Source organism: Ensifer sesbaniae (assembly GCF_013283665.1).
In the GTDB taxonomy this organism is placed as follows: Bacteria; Pseudomonadota; Alphaproteobacteria; order Rhizobiales; family Rhizobiaceae; genus Ensifer; species Ensifer sesbaniae.
The window spans coordinates 256,858-273,265 of the sequence record NZ_JABEKU010000001.1; the positions used below are offsets into that span (position 1 = coordinate 256,858).

At 61.6% G+C, this 16,408-nt stretch carries 18 protein-coding genes; 12 read left to right on the top strand and 6 right to left on the bottom strand.

Going from position 1 to position 16,408, the window contains the following annotated elements; all coding sequences use genetic code 11:
• The first annotated feature begins 63 nt into the window (after nt 1–63).
• Nucleotides 64–1,218 carry an IS110 family RNA-guided transposase gene (locus tag BHMPCIPO_RS01165; RefSeq protein WP_173515065.1) on the top strand — a complete coding sequence of 385 codons (1,155 nt, stop codon included), beginning with the start codon at nt 64–66 and terminating at the stop codon, nt 1,216–1,218.
• A gap of 292 nt (nt 1,219–1,510) precedes the next feature.
• Nucleotides 1,511–1,942 carry an IS5 family transposase gene (locus BHMPCIPO_RS01170; RefSeq protein ID WP_173515066.1) on the top strand — a complete coding sequence of 144 codons (432 nt, stop codon included), beginning with the start codon at nt 1,511–1,513 and terminating at the stop codon, nt 1,940–1,942.
• A gap of 13 nt (nt 1,943–1,955) precedes the next feature.
• Here BHMPCIPO_RS01170 and BHMPCIPO_RS01175 read toward each other — a convergent pair whose 3' ends face one another.
• The 5 genes from BHMPCIPO_RS01175 to BHMPCIPO_RS01195 all read right to left on the bottom strand — a co-directional run bounded on the left by BHMPCIPO_RS01175 (nt 1,956) and on the right by BHMPCIPO_RS01195 (nt 6,034).
• Nucleotides 1,956–2,924: an adenosine deaminase gene (locus BHMPCIPO_RS01175; protein ID WP_173515067.1), complete on the bottom strand. Its 969-nt coding sequence runs from the start codon at nt 2,922–2,924 to the stop codon at nt 1,956–1,958.
• Nucleotides 2,921–4,141 carry a phosphopentomutase gene (locus BHMPCIPO_RS01180; RefSeq protein WP_173515068.1) on the bottom strand — a complete coding sequence of 407 codons (1,221 nt, stop codon included), beginning with the start codon at nt 4,139–4,141 and terminating at the stop codon, nt 2,921–2,923. Before BHMPCIPO_RS01180 ends, BHMPCIPO_RS01175 begins: the two co-directional genes overlap by 4 nt.
• A 141-nt stretch (nt 4,142–4,282) precedes the next feature.
• The gene (locus tag BHMPCIPO_RS01185; protein ID WP_173515069.1) at nt 4,283–4,873 is read right to left on the bottom strand and encodes a TadE/TadG family type IV pilus assembly protein; all 591 of its coding nucleotides are present in this window, start codon (nt 4,871–4,873) and stop codon (nt 4,283–4,285) included.
• A gap of 8 nt (nt 4,874–4,881) precedes the next feature.
• Nucleotides 4,882–5,505, bottom strand: coding sequence for a TadE/TadG family type IV pilus assembly protein (locus tag BHMPCIPO_RS01190; protein ID WP_173515070.1), 624 nt, complete (start codon nt 5,503–5,505; stop codon nt 4,882–4,884).
• Nucleotides 5,506–5,620: 115 nt separating this feature from the next.
• Entirely contained in the window at nt 5,621–6,034 is a 414-nt protein-coding gene (locus BHMPCIPO_RS01195) for a pilus assembly protein N-terminal domain-containing protein (protein WP_173515071.1), read from the bottom strand.
• A gap of 257 nt (nt 6,035–6,291) precedes the next feature.
• On the opposite strand from BHMPCIPO_RS01195, the gene BHMPCIPO_RS01200 reads away from it, so the two are divergent.
• From BHMPCIPO_RS01200 to BHMPCIPO_RS01245, 10 genes are all read left to right on the top strand, one after another.
• Nucleotides 6,292–6,477 carry a Flp family type IVb pilin gene (locus BHMPCIPO_RS01200; protein WP_173515072.1) on the top strand — a complete coding sequence of 62 codons (186 nt, stop codon included), beginning with the start codon at nt 6,292–6,294 and terminating at the stop codon, nt 6,475–6,477.
• Between the two features lie 32 nt (nt 6,478–6,509).
• The gene (locus BHMPCIPO_RS01205; RefSeq protein WP_173515073.1) at nt 6,510–6,695 is read left to right on the top strand and encodes a Flp family type IVb pilin; all 186 of its coding nucleotides are present in this window, start codon (nt 6,510–6,512) and stop codon (nt 6,693–6,695) included.
• 112 nt (nt 6,696–6,807) lie between these two features.
• Complete coding sequence (locus tag BHMPCIPO_RS01210) at nt 6,808–7,320, top strand: A24 family peptidase (protein WP_173515074.1); 513 nt, start codon at nt 6,808–6,810, stop codon at nt 7,318–7,320.
• A gap of 118 nt (nt 7,321–7,438) precedes the next feature.
• Complete coding sequence (gene cpaB / locus BHMPCIPO_RS01215; protein WP_173515075.1) at nt 7,439–8,248, top strand: Flp pilus assembly protein CpaB; 810 nt, start codon at nt 7,439–7,441, stop codon at nt 8,246–8,248.
• Nucleotides 8,249–8,342: 94 nt separating this feature from the next.
• A complete protein-coding gene (locus tag BHMPCIPO_RS01220; RefSeq protein WP_210266389.1) occupies nt 8,343–9,806 on the top strand; it encodes a type II and III secretion system protein family protein in 1,464 nt (487 codons plus the stop codon).
• Between the two features lie 55 nt (nt 9,807–9,861).
• Complete coding sequence (locus BHMPCIPO_RS01225) at nt 9,862–10,557, top strand: CpaD family pilus assembly protein (RefSeq protein ID WP_173515077.1); 696 nt, start codon at nt 9,862–9,864, stop codon at nt 10,555–10,557.
• Between the two features lie 18 nt (nt 10,558–10,575).
• Nucleotides 10,576–11,865: a CpaE/TadZ family protein gene (locus BHMPCIPO_RS01230; RefSeq protein ID WP_173515078.1), complete on the top strand. Its 1,290-nt coding sequence runs from the start codon at nt 10,576–10,578 to the stop codon at nt 11,863–11,865.
• 21 nt (nt 11,866–11,886) lie between these two features.
• Entirely contained in the window at nt 11,887–13,356 is a 1,470-nt protein-coding gene (locus BHMPCIPO_RS01235; protein ID WP_173515079.1) for a TadA family conjugal transfer-associated ATPase, read from the top strand.
• Nucleotides 13,357–13,364: 8 nt separating this feature from the next.
• On the top strand, nt 13,365–14,375 hold the full coding sequence (locus BHMPCIPO_RS01240; RefSeq protein ID WP_173515080.1) for a type II secretion system F family protein: 1,011 nt from the start codon (nt 13,365–13,367) through the stop codon (nt 14,373–14,375).
• A 9-nt stretch (nt 14,376–14,384) separates the two neighbouring features.
• Nucleotides 14,385–15,368 (top strand): type II secretion system F family protein, encoded by a 984-nt coding sequence (locus tag BHMPCIPO_RS01245; protein WP_173515081.1) that lies wholly within the window; start codon nt 14,385–14,387, stop codon nt 15,366–15,368.
• 196 nt (nt 15,369–15,564) lie between these two features.
• Here the strand turns inward: BHMPCIPO_RS01245 and BHMPCIPO_RS01250 are convergent, their stop codons facing one another.
• Nucleotides 15,565–16,389, bottom strand: a complete 825-nt coding sequence (locus tag BHMPCIPO_RS01250; RefSeq protein ID WP_173515082.1) for a tetratricopeptide repeat protein — start codon at nt 16,387–16,389, stop codon at nt 15,565–15,567.
• Nucleotides 16,390–16,408: the final 19 nt, after the last annotated feature.

Genomic DNA, 16,408 nt, shown 5'->3' on the forward strand with positions numbered 1-16,408 from the left:
GTGGACAGCGGCCTGTGAGAGATCAGAGTCGGTTTGCTACCAACCACTCTGAAGGGACTTGCCATGACAGCAGAACCAGCTTCGCCACCTGCCGCTATCCGGGTTGATCTTGGCGCAGTTTTCGTTTCATTGGAACTGTCGAAGTCGATCTGGCTGGTGACGTCGCTATCGCCTGGCAGCGAGAAGATGTCGCGTCATTCGGTACCCGGCGGTGACCTACCGGCATTGCTGGCATGCTTGAACCTCTTGCGCGAGAAGGCAGCGGCGCGCGAGGGCCGGCTCTATCCCGTGATAGTCATCCAGGAGGCGGGGCTCGATGGTTTCTGGATCCACCGTGCGCTTGAGGCGGAAGACTGGATCTCGAGCCATGTCGTGGATGCGGCCTCGATTGCGGTGTCGCGCCGGCACCGCCGGGCGAAGACCGACCGCATAGACGGAGAGACGTTGGTTCGCACGCTGATGGCGTGGATGCGGGGCGAACCGCGGGTTTGTTCGATGGTCCGCGTCCCGGCGGTTGACGACGAAGATCGGCGCAGGATCGGGCGAGAGCGCAAAGCGCTGATCGAGGAGCGCAAAAGGCACATCAACCGGATCAAAGGACTGCTCTTCAGCGTTGGCGTCCGCGGTTATGAGCCTACGCGTCGCGACCGGCGCGAACGCTTGGATGAACTACGGACGGGGGATGGCCGGTCATTGCCTGCCCATCTCAAGGCGCAGCTCAGTCGTGAGCTCGATCGGTTCGAATTGGTGAACGAGCAGATCAAAGCTGTCGAGACCGAGCGCGATGCCCAGTGTGCCAAGGTGGATGGTACCGGGCCGCAGGCGATACTCAAGGCGATCAAGGGCATTGGCGCGGAGGTTGCGAACGTCCTGACTTGCGAGGGGCTGTTCCGCCAGTTCGACAACCGGCGCCAGATTGCAGCCTATGCAGGGCTCGCGCCTTCGCCGTGGCGAAGCGGCTCGATCGATCGCGAGCAAGGTGTCTCGAAGGCGGGCAATCCGAGGCTGCGGACGATGATGATCCAACTGGCCTGGCTCTGGCTGCGCCACCAGCCGGGCTCGGCCCTGACGCGCTGGTTCTATGAACGGATCAGCCACAGTGGCGGACGTGGCAAGAAGGTTGCGATCGTCGCGCTCGCACGCAAACTGCTCGTGGCCTTGTGGAAGTATGCGACCAGCGGCGTCGTGATCGAGGGAGCCGTGATGACCAAGGCCTGAGCCCATCTTTTAAAGCAACCCAATCCTCGGGGCTTGAGCAGCCCTGACGGATCCAGGTGAACGGACCGAGGCCCCCCATGGCTTCTATCGCCGCCTAAAAGAATGGTTCCGTTCTCCTGAGCCCACCCCCGAATGCGGGATTATGGTGCAGCCGTCTTGAGCGGCGACCGGATATGAGGTGGTACAGGTGAGGCATGGCCTGCCAGTACTGGGAAGGGCGCAGCTGGATACCGTCGACGACAAAAGGCCTGCAAATATGGTGACGCCACCCTCTTGACCTTCAAATCATCATATGAGGGGGGCCAAGGATCAGGCGCTGGGGCGTTCCCGAGGCGGACTGACCACCAAGATCCACATGTTGGCCGACACGCTTGGTCGGCCGCTACGTTTCATTGTGACGGCTGGCCAAGTTGGCGACATCACGCAAGCGCCGGCTCTTCTGGATGGCCAGAGCGGCGATGCCGTTCTGGCTGACAAAGCCTATGACAGCCATGCCTTGCGTGAGACGATCGCCGACATGGGAGCCGTGGCGGTAATCCCGTCAAACCGCTCGCGCAAGGTCATCATCCCCCACGACGAACTCGTCTACAAACATCGCAACCGCATCGAGCGATGCTTCAATCGGATGAAGCACTTTCGTCGCTTCGCCACGCGCTACGACCGTAGAACCATTCACTTCCAAGGCTTCCTCTATCTCGTCGCCGCAATGAGTTGGCTCCAGTGAATGTCGATTCGCCCTAGATCCGCGCGAACAGCCGCTGACGTGTCGGCTCGTCCACGAAGGCAGCCTCGATTGCCGTGCGGGTCATGCCGTTGATCTCCTCGTCGGAAAAGCCCATGACCGCAGAGGCGATGTCGTACTCCTGCGCGAGCGACGTATGGAAGAATGGCGGATCGTCCGAGTTGAGCGTCACGCGCACGCCGGCTTCGTGAAGCGCCCGCAGCGGATGCGAGGCGAAGTCCGGAAAGACCTGCAGCGAGATGTTGGAACCGGGACAGACTTCGAGCACCACGCCGGCGTCGGCAAGGCGCCGCACGAGCTCCATGTCCTCGATCGCCCGGACACCGTGGCTGATGCGTGACGGGCGTACGTGCTCGAGTGCGTCGCGAACGCTGAAGGCGCCGGAGAGCTCGCCTGCATGGATCGTCAGCCCGAGACCCGCGTCACGCACGATATCGAAGGCGCGGGCGAAATCGCCAACCTTGTGCATGCGTTCTTCGCCGGCCAGATTGAAGCCGGTGACGAGCGCATGTTCGCGCCTGGCCGCGAATTCGGCTGTCTTGATGACCGACTCCGGGCCTAGGTGGCGAATGCCTGTTATCAGCATGCGCGATTCGATACCGGTCTTCTGCCGGGCGGCTTCCATGCCGGCAGCGAGGCCTTCGAGATAGGCATGGGCGCCCAGGCCGATCGTGTTGCCGTGGTCGGGCGAAACGATGATCTCGCTATAGATCGTGCCCGCTTCGGCAAGCTCGGTCAGATAGGCTTCGGCGAGCAGCGCATAGTCTTCCTCGGTCCGGAACAGCGAGGCGATGGCGTCGTAGCACTTCACGAAGCTGGTGAAGTCTTCCCAGACATAGGCCTTGTCGCGGATGATTGCGCGGGCGTCGATGCCGTATTTTTCGGCCTGGGCGAGCGCCAGCTCGGGCGGTGTTGCGCCTTCGATGTGGCAATGCAGTTCCGCCTTCTTCAGATGTGCGGTCAAATGAGGCTTCTCCCATGATGGCCCGGCGCGATGCCGAGATGTTTGGCGACGCTCTCGCCAATATGCGCGAAGGTGTTGGCAACGCCGAGGGAGCGGCTGCGCAGCGACGGTCCGAACATCAGCACTGGCACCCGCTCGCGCGTGTGGTCGGTGCCGCGCCAGGTCGGGTCGCAGCCGTGATCGGCGGTCAGGATGACGATATCGGTCGGTTGCAGGCGGCGGTCGAGATCCGGCAGGCGCGCATCGAACGCCTCGAGCGCGGCTGCATAGCCGGCGACATCGCGGCGATGGCCGTAGAGCATGTCGAAATCGACGAAATTGGTGAACACCAGGCTGCCGTCCTCGGCCTCATCGATGGCCGCGAGGCTCGCGTCGAAGAGCGCCATGTTGCCGTCGGCCTTTGTCAGCTTGGTCACGCCCTGATGCGCGAAGATGTCGCCGATCTTGCCGATCGCGTGAACCGTGCGCCCGGCTTCCGTCAACCGGTCGAGGACCGTGGGCTCCGGCGGCAGAACAGAATAATCGCGCCGGTTGCCGGTGCGGGTGAAGGTCTGCGGGCTCGTGCCGACGAAGGGGCGCGCAATCACCCGGCCGATATTGTAGTCGTCGAGTAGACGCCGGACGGTCTGGCAAAGCTCGAGCAGGCGGTCGAGCCCGAAGCTCTGCTCATGCGCAGCGATCTGGAAGACCGAGTCCGAAGAGGTGTAGCAGATCGGCTTGCCGCTGCGCATATGCTCCTCGCCGTGGCGGGCGATGATGTCGGTGCCGGAAGCATGGCAATTGCCGAGGATGCCGGGAACGTTGCCTTCGCGACAGATGGCTTCGACGAGTTCGGCCGGAAAGGCGTCGCCTTCGGCCGAAAAGTAACCCCAGTCGAACATGACCGGCGTGCCGGCGATTTCCCAGTGCCCGGAAGGCGTGTCCTTGCCGCGTGAAACCTCGCTCGCGGCACCAAAGGCGCCGTAGACGCGGTTGGGCACCGGCATGCCCCGAGGAATGGTGCCATTGGCAAGCTTTGCCGCATGTACGAGGCCAAGGGCGGACATGTTCGGCAGGCTGAGCGGGCCTTCGCGCAGACCGGACCGGTCGGCAGCGCCGACGGCGCAGAACTCGGCGATATGTCCGAGCGTGTTGGCGCCGAGGTCACCATAGGCCTCGGCATCCGGCGCGCCGCCTATGCCGAAGGAATCGAGAACGAAAAGAAATGCACGCGCCATGATGCACCTGACAGCGGAAGCGCTGGCATCGCGCTCCGATAGCTTCTGGAAGGGCGCGACGACACCTAAAGGCACGCCGCGCAATCCCGAAGGGATAACGCTGCACACGACGCAATGCAATTGCGCCGGATCAGTGCCCGATCAGCAGTCAGTGCATTTTATCGATTGAGCCAGGCGCGAGTGGAAGTAGGCCGTCTTGGAGAGGTCTATCGTTTTGGACGTGGCCTGAAGGCTCGGAGCGTAGAGCATCAACTCATGCGGAACGGTGAGCTCCGTCCGAATGACGAAGGACTTGTTGGCCGTGAATTGGCCGGGCAGGGTGACCTTCGAATTCACGGTGTAGGGAACCCCGCCGGCCTGATCGCGCGACCAAATGACGGTTCCCTCGTTGGTGCCCGAGACCTCGATGCCGGTGATCTTCAGCGTGTAGTTCACGTTCCCGTAGGGTTCGAGAATGCTCTTTGCGACATTCGACACGTTGGTGAGGAAGGCTTTATTGACTTCCGACTGTTGTGCGACGACGTCGGCGACGGCGCTTGCGGCGCGTGCGGTCTTGCCTGCAACCGTAAAGCCGACCGAAAGCTCGAACGCGCCGAGATAGGTCATGATCAGCAAGGGTGCGACAATCGCGAATTCAACGGCTCCCACGCCGCGCCTATCCCGCCGCAGCGCGTGAAACACGCCGTAAACCGCCTGGAGACGCCGGATCTTTTGCTCCGCAACCTGCTTCATGGCATGCCTCACTCGCTCTCGTTTCGGAACGTGGCCGTTGCCACCATGAGATAATCCCTCGGCATGCTCGCGCCGGCGGGCCGCAAGTTGGTGACGAACGGCCTGACGAGGTCTGTGATCACGCTCCATCGGTAGTAGGCACGCACCACGTTGAAGGTACCCGGGCCGCCGGGGGCAAATTTGAAGTCACCCGTATCAATATCTGTCGAGCCCGCCTTGCGTGGAATGTGCACAGGAAAATTGGTGAGGTCTGAAACCGCCCGGACATCCAGGTAGAACTGGGAGGGCTGAGTTGCTTCGGTGGCGGAGCATTTCATCAGGATCGCGATTTCATCGCAGAAGGCCTGACGGAACTGCGCCTGCGTCATGTCCGTGACCTTGCCCTGCTCGAAGGTGATCTGGCCCGTGCGGACCTTGCGTGCCATCGTCTCCGTTGCGTTCGCCAGCAGCTGGTCGCCGTAGAAGGCGGCAAAGGTTTCGAGTGAGGCGAAAATCACGAGAAAGAAGGGCAAAGCGAGGATGGCGAACTCGATACTCGTCGTGCCTTTGCGGTTGCGGACGAAGCGGCGCAGAATGCCTTTTCGCCTGATATCAGGCCCACTCGGGCGCTCGATTGCCTGCTCGATGCTCATTGTGCCGTTCCATCACGTTACGCCAGACGGGCGGCAGATTATGGAGCAACAGTTGATATTTCGTTCCTGCAGATCATGTGCATTTTAACGAATCGCGGGTCAAAACCCATAAAATTCAGTTGGTGCTACCTGTGGTTTTACGTTCGGCGTGTCGTTCGCAATTTGGCGTACAGGAGAGCACGGTGCGCGACGTCTGCTTGTAGATACGCACGGTGTTTCCTTCGTCGATCGACACCAGAATCCGCTCATCGACAATGGCGTTTCCGTCCTGGTCGAGGATGACCAGATTGGTGGTGCCAAAATTGCGGCCGGTGATGACGATGGTTCGGGCGTCGGCAACCGTGGCGTCCGCCACTTCGGCATTACCGATGATGACCTTGCTGACCGGGCGATCGAGCTTGAGCACGCGCGCGTGATCCATGTAGACGCGCATCATGTCGCCTTCGGTCGCGACGGCAACCGCTGGGGCGAGCGCGGCGATCGCGAATGCTAAGATGGCGGCTCGGCTGGTCGCGAAAGGCAGGGTCATGACGGGTCCTTGGGATGGTGCTCACCCTACACTCACCCATCTTGGTGAATGAACCGTTAAGTCCGCCATTTCGGGGCTTTGCGGATGCTGCGTCGTTTTCTGTTCGTTTACCCAAAAATCAGGGACGCTTCGTTAACTTGTCGGTAACCGCCTTCCTTAAGTCGATGGCAATGCGCCAGGACTAGTTTGAGGCCATCCGATCAACGGCAACAGTTGGCGGAAGTGCTGAACAACAAATGTGAAGTAGGAGAATCATCATGAAGAAGATTTTTGCCCGTCTGATGAAGGACGAGTCCGGCGCGACTGCCATTGAATACGGCCTGATCGCCGCCCTGATTTCCGTTGCTCTGATCGCTGGTGCAACCTCGCTCGGCAGTACGCTCAATACCACGTTCAACAGCCTTGGCTCGAAGCTTTCGAGCAGCACGGCCGGCAAGCTCTAGTCGGCTTGATAGCTTAAGGCGAAGGGGGTTCCATGAAGACCATTGTCTTCCGCTTGGTACGAGACGAGTCCGGTGCGACTGCCATCGAATACGGCCTTATCGCAGCTCTCATCTCGGTTGCGTTGATTGCCGGTGCGAGCACGCTCGGCAACGCGCTTGACTCCACGTTCAACGGCCTCGGATCGAAGATTTCGACGAGCACCGCCGGTAAGCTCTGACGATCCGGCTTCGGCAAGGATCGACGATGGAGCCGCCGCAGAGGCGGCTCTATTGCTATCTGGTCCTTGCGGCGGGTTGAAGATTGCATGCCTACGTTCGGAAGACAGGAACATGACTGAAGCCGCCATCTTCGTGATCTTTCCCTTCTGTCTGGGATTTGCAGCGTTTTCGGACCTGCTGACCATGACGATTCCCAATCGCGTTTCGGCGATTCTACTGGGCTCGTTCTTCGTCGTCGCGCCATTCGCGGGGCTCGGTTTCAGCGAGATCGGACAGCATCTTGCCGCAGCCCTCGCTGTCTTTGCCGTGTGCTTCTGCCTGTTCGCCACGAATGTGATGGGTGGCGGTGACGCCAAGCTCCTGACCGCCAGCGCCATCTGGTTTGGAATCACGCCGTCGTTGACCGCTTTTCTGCTCTATGTCTCGATTTTCGGAGGCTTGCTGACGCTTGCCATCCTCATGCTGCGTCGGCAGGAAAATGCGATACTTGCGAGTGGCATTCCCGTTCCGCAACTCTTGCTGACGGCCAAGAAAATTCCCTACGGGGTCGCGATCGCGCTCGGTGGCTTTGCCGCCTACCCGGCTTCGCCGCTTATGGAGGCGGCCTTTGCGCGTCTTTCCTAACACGAGCGTGTAGGGCGTCATCCTTCGTTAACCGCGCCCATAAGTAATCCGTTAACCATAATTACACCAATTCCTGATCAATCTGACCCTGGCATTTCTTTGGGGCTCGGAAACGATCATGAAACCGGTTCGCATCATCATACTGGCGGTGGCCGTGCTATCGGCCGCGATGGCTGGTCTATTGGCGATGAAACTGACGCGCGCACCTGCGCCGATGGCCGCCGAGCCCCTGATCGAGAGGGCGCCGACCGTCAACGTCCTGGTTGCCAGCAAGAGCCTGCCCGTCGGATCGCGCCTTGGCGGCGATTCCATCCAGTGGATGGCCTGGCCGAAGGACGGTGTGGTTGACGGCCTGATCACCGACGAAAATCAACCATCGGCAATCGACGACCTCACGGGGGCCGTCGTCCGCCTGCCGATCTTCAACGGCGAGCCGGTCCGCCACGAAAAGGTCGCAGATTCGTCCAGCCGCATCATGTCGTCGCTGTTGCCGGCTGGCAAACGCGCCGTCGCGACGGAAATCACCGTCGCCACCGGTGCCGGCGGCTTCATCCTTCCGAATGACCGTGTCGACGTCATCATGGTCCGCAAGGGCGATGGCGAACTCTATCTGACCGAAACCGTGCTCAGCAATGTGCGTGTCCTGGCAATCGACCAGCAGGTCGAGGAGAAGGACGACGGCACGAAAGCCGTCGTCGGTACCACGGCCACCCTGGAGCTGACGCCCGACCAGTCGAAGGTAATGACGGTCGCGCAGCAAATGGCCGAGCGCATTTCATTGGCACTCCGAAGCGTCGCCGACGCACAGGAATCCGACACCGACGCCGCAGATTACCTGCTGAGCGGTGACGGCCAGCCGAGCATCCAGGTCATCAAGTCCGGGTCCATCGTCAAGAGCGACGGCACAGCCGGCCAGACGCAGCAGTAACCAGGTTAGAACGGGGCACAAGGTGAAACAGAGCGGAAACAAATTTCGGGCGTCTGTCGCAGCCGGTTTATCGTTCTGCCTGGCGTTTTCCGGCATGTACCTGCCGACGCCGTCGGTGGCACTCGCCGCCGCTTCCTCGGTCGTACGGATCGTTGAGAGTGGTCCTGGCGTCAAGAAGAAGGTCAGCCTCGGCCTGAACAAGGCCGTCGTCGTCGACCTCCCCGCCGACGCGCACGATATTCTCGTGGCAGATCCTTCGCTGGCCGATGCCGTGACCCGTACGTCGCGGCGTATCTACCTCTTCGGCAAGTCCGTTGGCCAGACCAACATCTTCGTCTTTGGCCCCAATGGCGAGGAGATCGTCAGCCTCGACATCGAAGTCGAGCGCGATATCGCCAACCTTCAGTCGAATTTGCGTCGCTTCATTCCGGACGCCGATATCAATGTCGAGATCATCTCGGACAACATCGTGCTCACCGGAACGGTGCGAACGCCGCTCGATTCTACCCGCGCCGTCGATCTCGCCAAAGCCTTCCTCCAGGGCGGTGAGGCGACCACGCGCAATATCACCGCCCAGGGCAACAATGGTGACGCCGATATCTTCGCCGAAGATCGGCAGGTCTCGCAGATCGTCAATCTCCTGACGATCGACGGCGACGACCAGGTCAACCTCAAGGTCACCGTTGCCGAAGTCAGCCGTCAAGTCTTGAAACAGCTCGGTTTCAACGGCCGCATTGGCGATGGCGAGAGCGGCATCGGTTTCCGCAACCCGGCCAACCTCGGCGACGCGGTTGGCGTCGGTGCGAATGCGTTGATCAGAGGGACCATCGGCGGAACGACGATCGCGAGCTACATCAATGCGATGGAGCAGGCGGGCGTGATGCGGACGCTGGCCGAGCCGAGTCTGACGGCGATTTCCGGACAGGAAGCAAAGTTCTATGTTGGCGGTGAATTCCGCCTGCCCGGAACCCAAGAAGTCACGACGGACGAGAAAACCGGGGAAGACAAGGTCACGCGCGAAGTCAACGATGTTGAATATGGCATCCGCTTGAACTTCAAGCCCGTCGTTCTTGGGCCTGGACGCATCAGCCTTCAGATCGAGACGAACGTCTCGGAGCCGACCTATGAGGGATCTGCTGTCACCGGCAACGGCAAGACAAGCATTCCCGGCAATACCTTTCTCGGCATCCGCAGGCGCGAGGCATCGACCAGCGTCGAACTGCCTTCCGGCGGCTCGATCGTGATTGCCGGCCTGGTTCAGGACAATATTCGCCAGGCGATGTCGGGCCTGCCGGGGGCAGCGAAGATCCCGATCCTCGGAACGCTCTTCCGCAGCAAGGATTTCGTGCGCAACGAGACCGAGCTCGTCATCATCGCGACACCCTATCTGGTCCGCCCGGTCGCAAGAAGCGCGATCTCCCGGCCTGACGACAACTTCAATCCGGCCAACGATCTCGACAGCTACTTCCTTGGCCGTGTGAACCGCATCTACGGGCGGCCGGAGGCCGCGGCTCCGGCGGGGCGCTATCACGGCAATGTCGGCTTCATCTACAAATAGGTCGGTCATGACGCTTCGAACCGGTTCCCACAAGACACCTGAAAGGCCGAATGCCATGCCCCTGAGCACATCCAGCGCCGTCATGCGATGCACGGGCCGCGTGGCCATGCTGGCCATCGCCGGCATCTTCCTTGCGAGCTGCGGGACGAAGGACAATCTCGCCACCGGCTCGATTCCGGACGACTATCGCACGCGGCATCCGATCGTGCTTGCCGAAGGCGAACGCGCCATCGATATCCCGATCGCGTCGGGCGACCGCCGCCTGACCCAGGGAACGCGCGATGTCATAGCCGGTTTCGCTTCCGACTATCACAATTCGGCAAGCGGCGTCGTGCAGATCATGATGCCGCGCGGCGCGGCCAACAGCCATGCTGCGCAGGCGATGCGCAGGGAGATCCGCAGCGTTCTGGTTGCCGCCGGGGTCCCGGCCAAACGCCTCCTCGAGACGAGCTATGACGCCGGACCCTATGGCGACGCGGCACCGATCCGCTTGAGCTACGTTGCGATTACCGCCCAGACGGCGCCTTGCGGCACCTGGCCGGAGGACCTGAACCTCAACACGATGGAAAACAAGAACTATTACAATTTCGGTTGCGCCTCGCAATCGAACCTGGCCGCCCAGATCGCCAACCCGACAGACTTGCTCGGTCCGCGCCAGACATCGCCGATCGATGCGGAACAGCGCGGTCAGGTCATCAAGGACTGGCGTGGAACCGAAAAGAGCGACGGCCCGGTCGTCATCTTCAACTGATAGCGGCGGGATGAGGAAATGAGCACGATCGACTATAAGATCGAGACCGGTGGCGAGGGGGACGATCCCTTCTTCGACCAGGTGCGTACGGGCGATCTGGAGCAGGTCCGTCCGCTGCCGCGGATTTCGATCCACGCCTTCTGCGAAACCAATGCAATGCAGCGGCTGATGGAGCGTTGCGGGCAGGACCGGCGCATGACGAAGGTCAGCCTGCGCATCAACAGCGGCAGCATCGACGCGGCCGCAAACATGTTCGCGACCGTATCCACTCCCAATCTCATCATCCTCGAGACATCGACCGAACCGCGGTCGCTTCTGGCGGAACTCGCGCCGCTTGCGGAGGTCTGCGACCCGAGCACCAAGGTGATCCTCGTCGGCAAGCACAACGATATCGGGCTCTATCGCGAACTCATCCGCAACGGCATTTCCGAATACATGGTCGCACCGGTGTCCATGCCGGATATTCTCACCGCCGTTTCAGCGATCTTCGTCGACCCGGATGCCGAGCCGCTCGGCCGAAGCATCGCCTTCATCGGTGCAAAGGGCGGCTGCGGTTCGTCGGTGATCGCGCACAATTGCGCCTGGGGCATCTCCAGCCTCTTCTCGACCGAGACCATTCTCGCCGATCTCGACCTTCCCTATGGCACGGCCAACATCGATTTCGACCAGGATCCGCCGCAGGGCATTGCCGAAGCGGTGTTTGCGCCGGAGCGCCTGGACGAGGTGTTCCTTGACCGGCTGCTGACCAAATGCTCCGACCACCTGTCGCTGCTGGCTGCCCCCTCCATGCTGGACCGCGCCTATGATTTCGAGACCGGTGCGTTCCACCCGATCCTCGAGATCCTGCAGCGCAGCGCGCCCGTTTCCGTTCTAGATGTTCCGCATCTGTGGACGGACTGGACCCGCGCCGTGCTCGCGGAAGCCGACGAAGTGGTGATCACCGCGACCCCCGATCTCGCCAGCCTTCGCAATACCAAGAACCTGCTCGATGCAATGAAGAAGTTGCGTCCAAATGACAAGCCGCCCCACCTGGTTCTGAACCAGGTCGGGATGCCGAAGCGTCCGGAGATTACGGCGAGCGAGTTCTGCGATTCGCTGGAAACCGAAGCGGTCGCCATTATCCCCTTTGACGCGGCGCTCTTCGGCAACGCTTCGAACAGCGGGCGGATGATCGCGGAAATCGACAAGAAGGCGCCGGCAGCCGAAACGTTCTCACAGCTCGCACATCTCTTGACCGGCCGGGTGACGATGAAGAAGGCCCGGCGCGGCGGACTTGGCAAGGTGCTTGCCGCGCTCGGTAGGAAATAGACAGGACGTAGGATCACGCAAATGTTTGGCAAACGCGGAAACGAAGGCTTCGGCAAAAGCGGTACCCCGGGTCCCGCCGTTCCTCCGCCCGTGGCTGTTGCGCAACCGGCGGCGATCGAACGGCCCGCCGTCCCGGTTCTCGGCGAGCCGACTTCCGCGATCCCGAAGATCCAGCCTGCCGCCGCGTCGCCGGCCCGTCGTCGCACCGCGCGAACGGAAGATTATTACGATACGAAGTCGCAGGTATTTTCGGCGCTGATCGACACGATCGATCTGTCGCAGCTCGCCAAGCTGGATACAGAAAGCGCGCGCGAGGAAATTCGCGACATCGTCAACGACATCATCACAATCAAGAATTTCGCGATGTCGATCTCCGAGCAGGAAGAGCTGCTCGACGATATCTGTAACGACGTGCTGGGATATGGCCCGCTCGAACCGCTGCTTGCCCGCGACGACATAGCCGACATCATGGTCAACGGCGCGGGGCAGACCTTCATCGAAGTCGGCGGCAAGGTACAGGAATCGGAAATCCGCTTCCGCGACAACGCCCAGCTCCTGTCGATCTGCCAGCGTATCGTCGGCCAGGTCGGTCGCCGCGTCGACGAATCGAGCCCCATCTGCGACGCCCGCCTGCCGGACGGATCGCGCGTCAACGTCATCGCCCCGCCGCTTGCGATCGACGGCACGGCCCTGACGATCCGAAAGTTCAAGAAGGACAAGCTGACGCTGGAGCAGCTCGTCCGCTTCGGATCGGTAACGCCGGAAGGCGCCACCCTGCTGCAGATCATCGGTCGCGTCCGCTGCAACATTGTCATCTCTGGCGGTACGGGCTCGGGCAAGACGACACTTCTCAACTGCCTCACGCGCTACATCGATGCCGACGAGCGGGTGATCACCTGCGAGGATACGGCGGAACTGCAACTGCAACAGCCGCATGTCGTGCGCCTGGAAACACGCCCGCCGAACATCGAAGGCGAAGGCGAGATCACCATGCGCGATCTCATCAAGAACTGCCTGCGCATGCGGCCGGAACGCATCATCGTCGGCGAAGTGCGTGGCCCCGAGGTCTTCGATCTGCTTCAGGCGATGAACACCGGCCATGACGGCTCGATGGGAACGATCCATGCCAACACGCCACGTGAATGCTTGAGCCGCATGGAATCGATGATCGCCCTGGGCGGTTACAGCCTGCCAGCCAAGACCGTGCGCGAGATCATTGCCGGATCGGTGGACGTGATCATCCAGGCGTCGCGTTTGCGCGACGGCTCCCGCCGAATTACCCACATAACCGAAGTCGTGGGCATGGAAGGCGACGTGATCATCACGCAGGACCTGATGCGCTACGAGATCGAAGGCGAGGATGCCAACGGACGCATTATTGGCCGCCATACCTCAACCGGTATCGGCCGGCCGCATTTCTGGGAGCGCGCCCGCTACTTCAACGAGGACAAGCGCCTGGCCGCCACCCTCGACGCGATGGACAAGAACTAGGAGCTGCGATGTTTGGCATAGACATCACCGTTCTGGCACTGGCCGCTCTCGTCGCCATATCGGCGGCGGCGCTTGCCTACGGCTTGCTGTTCTCGCGTATCGAAAGCGAAAAGAAGGCGGAAAGCCGCGTGCGCAAGGTCAGCGCGGCGGAAACGGACCGCGCGAAGGTTAAGGCGGCACGAGACCGTGTCAGCGAATTGTCGAAGCGGCGCAAATCCGTGCAGGATTCGCTGAAGGAACTCGAGAAGAAGCAGCAGGAACGCTCGGCCAAATCATCGCCTTCGATGAAGGTGCGGCTGACCCAGGCGGACCTCTCGATGTCCTTGGGACGCTTCTATCTGTTCAGCGCGCTTTTCGGCGTCTTCGCCTTTCTCGTCGCCGTGATCATGGGAGCCGGACCCGCAATCGGCCTGGGAATCGCCCTGATCGCAGGCCTTGGCCTGCCTCGCTGGTTTGTCGGCTTCCTCATCAAGCGACGCTGCAAGAAGTTCCTGGAGGAGTTTCCGAACGCGCTCGAGATCATGGTCCGCTCGATCAAATCCGGCCTTCCGCTCAATGACGCGCTCCGCCTCATCGCCGCCGATGGGCAGGAGCCGGTCAAGACAGAGTTCCGCCGTGTGGTCGAATCCCAGCAGGTCGGATTGAGCGTCACCGAAGCCTGTGCCCGCATGATCAACAGCATTCCTCTGCCCGAGGTGAACTTCTTCGCCATCGTCATCGCCATTCAGGCGCAGGCGGGCGGCAACCTTTCCGAAGCCCTCGGCAACCTGTCGAGGGTTCTGCGCGATCGCAGGAAGATGAGGGCGAAGGTCAGCGCAATGTCGATGGAGGCCAAGGCGTCGGCCTGCATCATCGGTGCCCTGCCGTTCATCGTCTCGTTCCTGGTCTACGTGACCTCGCCCGCATACATGATGGTGCTGTTCACCGACCCGCGCGGTCACCTCATCATCGGCGCTGGCCTCGTCTGGATGAGCATCGGCATCTTGGTGATGCGCAATATGATCAATTTCGATATCTGAGGCGCATCGATGAGCATGGACCTGATCAAGACGCTGACCGATCCGAACGTCGTCATCGCCGTTCTGGTTTCGCTTGCCGTGCTCGCGACATTTTACTCGCTGATCGTGCCGTTCTTCGAACGGGGCGATCTCGGAAAGCGGATGAAGTCGGTTGCGAGCGAGCGGGAGCAAATCCGCGCACGCGAACGGGCGCGGCTCGCCGAAGCACAGAGCGGCAGGGCGAGTCTGCGTGGCCAGAACAACGCTTCTATTCGCCAGATCGTCGAAAGGCTCAATCTGCGCACGGCGCTCGTGGACGACAACACGGTCAACCGTTTGAAAATGGCCGGCTTCCGCTCGCAGAATGCCCTCAATACTTTTCTGTTCGCGCGCTTCTGCCTGCCTTTCCTGTTTCTGCTCATCGCTCTCGTCTACATTTTCGTGCTCGGAAATTTCGTCGAGAAGCCGCTGATGGTGCGTCTCTTCTTCGCGATCGGTTTCGCCTATCTGGGCTTCTACGCGCCGAACATTATTGTCGCCAACGCCGTCTCCAAGCGCCAGCATTCGATCCGTCGCGCCTGGCCGGACGCGCTGGACCTTCTCCTGATCTGCGTCGAATCGGGCGTGTCGATGGAACTGGCGATGCGTCGTGTCGCAGACGAAATCGCGGCCCAGTCGCAGCCTTTGGCAGAGGAACTGGTGCTCACGACCGCAGAACTTTCCTTCCTGCCTGACCGTCGCGCGGCGCTCGAAAACCTCGGCCTTCGCACCGGCCTCGAAGAGGTCAAGTCGGTGGTCCAGGCACTCATCCAGGCGGACCGTTACGGTACGCCGATCGCCCAGGCGCTGCGTGTTCTTGCGCAGGAAAGCCGCGATCAGCGCATGACGGCGGCTGAAAAGAAGGCGGCGGCGCTGCCGCCGAAGCTGACGGTGCCGATGATCCTCTTCTTCTTGCCGGTCCTGGTCGCCGTCATTCTCGGGCCCGCCGGCATCCAGGTCGCCGACAAGTTCTGACGCGCGTCGCCGGCCTTCAGATTCGACCTTGTGCTTGCGCGACATGTTTTGGAGGGTAGCCGGTGGCACTCGAACCTGTCCCGGCGTTGCACCAGATCGCCGCCGTAGGCGGCAACCGGGCGCAGTAATCCGCATAGCTTGATACACCTGTCCGGGCAGCGCCTGCGCGCGCGACCGTGGGGATTTGCGCTCGTCGTTAGTTGGCGGCCTTCGCCTCGTCAGCCTTGGCCAGTTGCTTCCACGCTCCCTGCTGGGAGAGCATCGAGCGCAGATAGGCGACGTTCGCTTCCGCCTGTTCGCTGGAAAGCTCTTGCCGGGCGATGGTCTCGGCCTCTTGAAAACGGCCCTGAAGCCCGACCGCCAGCGCCAGGTTCTGCCGCACACTGCTGTCGGCGCCGGGCTGGCCTGCTGCCGACTTGAGATAGGTTTCCGCGGTGCGAAGATCCTTGGTCAGAAGGTAGGACATGCCAAGGTTGGAGAGCACGGACGGTTCATTCGGCTTGAGGTCGAGCGCTTCGCGATAGCGCGCGCGCGCCTCCTGCGGGCGTCCGAGCTGGTCGAGGATCGCGCCCTCGGCCGATTTCAGCTTCCAGTCCGGACGGTCTGGGGTCTGGGCCCGGCTGATCGTCGCCAGCGCCTGGTCGAGCTGGCCGGCCGCGGCCTGCGCCTTGCCATAGGCGCCGAGCACTTCCCGGTCCGATGGATTGTTGATCGCGACCTGCTGCATGACGGCGAGGGCCTGCTCGTTGCGGCCGGTCATGCGCAGAAGGTTGGCGTAGTTGAGCCCAGCTTCGCGATCCCTCGGGTTCTTTTCATAGGCCTGGCCGATGCTTTCGGCCGCCGCCGAAAGCTCCGTCGCGGTCATCGACTGCACCGGCTTCGACGTGCGCGATATCGAGCCCGTCGTCAGTTCCTTCTTCGGCTGACTGGCGCAGCCCGCCAGCGTGAGCGCCACCAGCGCAATCGCCGCGCCCTGGAAGAGATGAGCGGCTTTCAAGCGTGAAGTCGTGCGTTTGGCCATGAGTGTCCCCAGCATGCAT

Excerpts from the sequence above, each read along its gene's own strand:
- BHMPCIPO_RS01165 (WP_173515065.1), top strand. The coding sequence starts at position 64 with ATGACAGCAGAACCAGCTTCGCCACCTGCCGCTATCCGGGTTGATCTT.
- BHMPCIPO_RS01170 (WP_173515066.1), top strand. The coding sequence starts at position 1,511 with ATGAGGGGGGCCAAGGATCAGGCGCTGGGGCGTTCCCGAGGCGGACTG.
- BHMPCIPO_RS01180 (WP_173515068.1), bottom strand. The coding sequence starts at position 4,141 with ATGGCGCGTGCATTTCTTTTCGTTCTCGATTCCTTCGGCATAGGCGGC.
- BHMPCIPO_RS01185 (WP_173515069.1), bottom strand. The coding sequence starts at position 4,873 with ATGAAGCAGGTTGCGGAGCAAAAGATCCGGCGTCTCCAGGCGGTTTAC.
- BHMPCIPO_RS01190 (WP_173515070.1), bottom strand. The coding sequence starts at position 5,505 with ATGAGCATCGAGCAGGCAATCGAGCGCCCGAGTGGGCCTGATATCAGG.
- BHMPCIPO_RS01195 (WP_173515071.1), bottom strand. The coding sequence starts at position 6,034 with ATGACCCTGCCTTTCGCGACCAGCCGAGCCGCCATCTTAGCATTCGCG.
- BHMPCIPO_RS01200 (WP_173515072.1), top strand. The coding sequence starts at position 6,292 with ATGAAGAAGATTTTTGCCCGTCTGATGAAGGACGAGTCCGGCGCGACT.
- BHMPCIPO_RS01205 (WP_173515073.1), top strand. The coding sequence starts at position 6,510 with ATGAAGACCATTGTCTTCCGCTTGGTACGAGACGAGTCCGGTGCGACT.
- BHMPCIPO_RS01210 (WP_173515074.1), top strand. The coding sequence starts at position 6,808 with ATGACTGAAGCCGCCATCTTCGTGATCTTTCCCTTCTGTCTGGGATTT.
- cpaB (WP_173515075.1), top strand. The coding sequence starts at position 7,439 with ATGAAACCGGTTCGCATCATCATACTGGCGGTGGCCGTGCTATCGGCC.
- BHMPCIPO_RS01220 (WP_210266389.1), top strand. The coding sequence starts at position 8,343 with ATGTACCTGCCGACGCCGTCGGTGGCACTCGCCGCCGCTTCCTCGGTC.
- BHMPCIPO_RS01225 (WP_173515077.1), top strand. The coding sequence starts at position 9,862 with ATGCCCCTGAGCACATCCAGCGCCGTCATGCGATGCACGGGCCGCGTG.
- BHMPCIPO_RS01230 (WP_173515078.1), top strand. The coding sequence starts at position 10,576 with ATGAGCACGATCGACTATAAGATCGAGACCGGTGGCGAGGGGGACGAT.
- BHMPCIPO_RS01235 (WP_173515079.1), top strand. The coding sequence starts at position 11,887 with ATGTTTGGCAAACGCGGAAACGAAGGCTTCGGCAAAAGCGGTACCCCG.
- BHMPCIPO_RS01240 (WP_173515080.1), top strand. The coding sequence starts at position 13,365 with ATGTTTGGCATAGACATCACCGTTCTGGCACTGGCCGCTCTCGTCGCC.
- BHMPCIPO_RS01245 (WP_173515081.1), top strand. The coding sequence starts at position 14,385 with ATGAGCATGGACCTGATCAAGACGCTGACCGATCCGAACGTCGTCATC.
- BHMPCIPO_RS01250 (WP_173515082.1), bottom strand. The coding sequence starts at position 16,389 with ATGGCCAAACGCACGACTTCACGCTTGAAAGCCGCTCATCTCTTCCAG.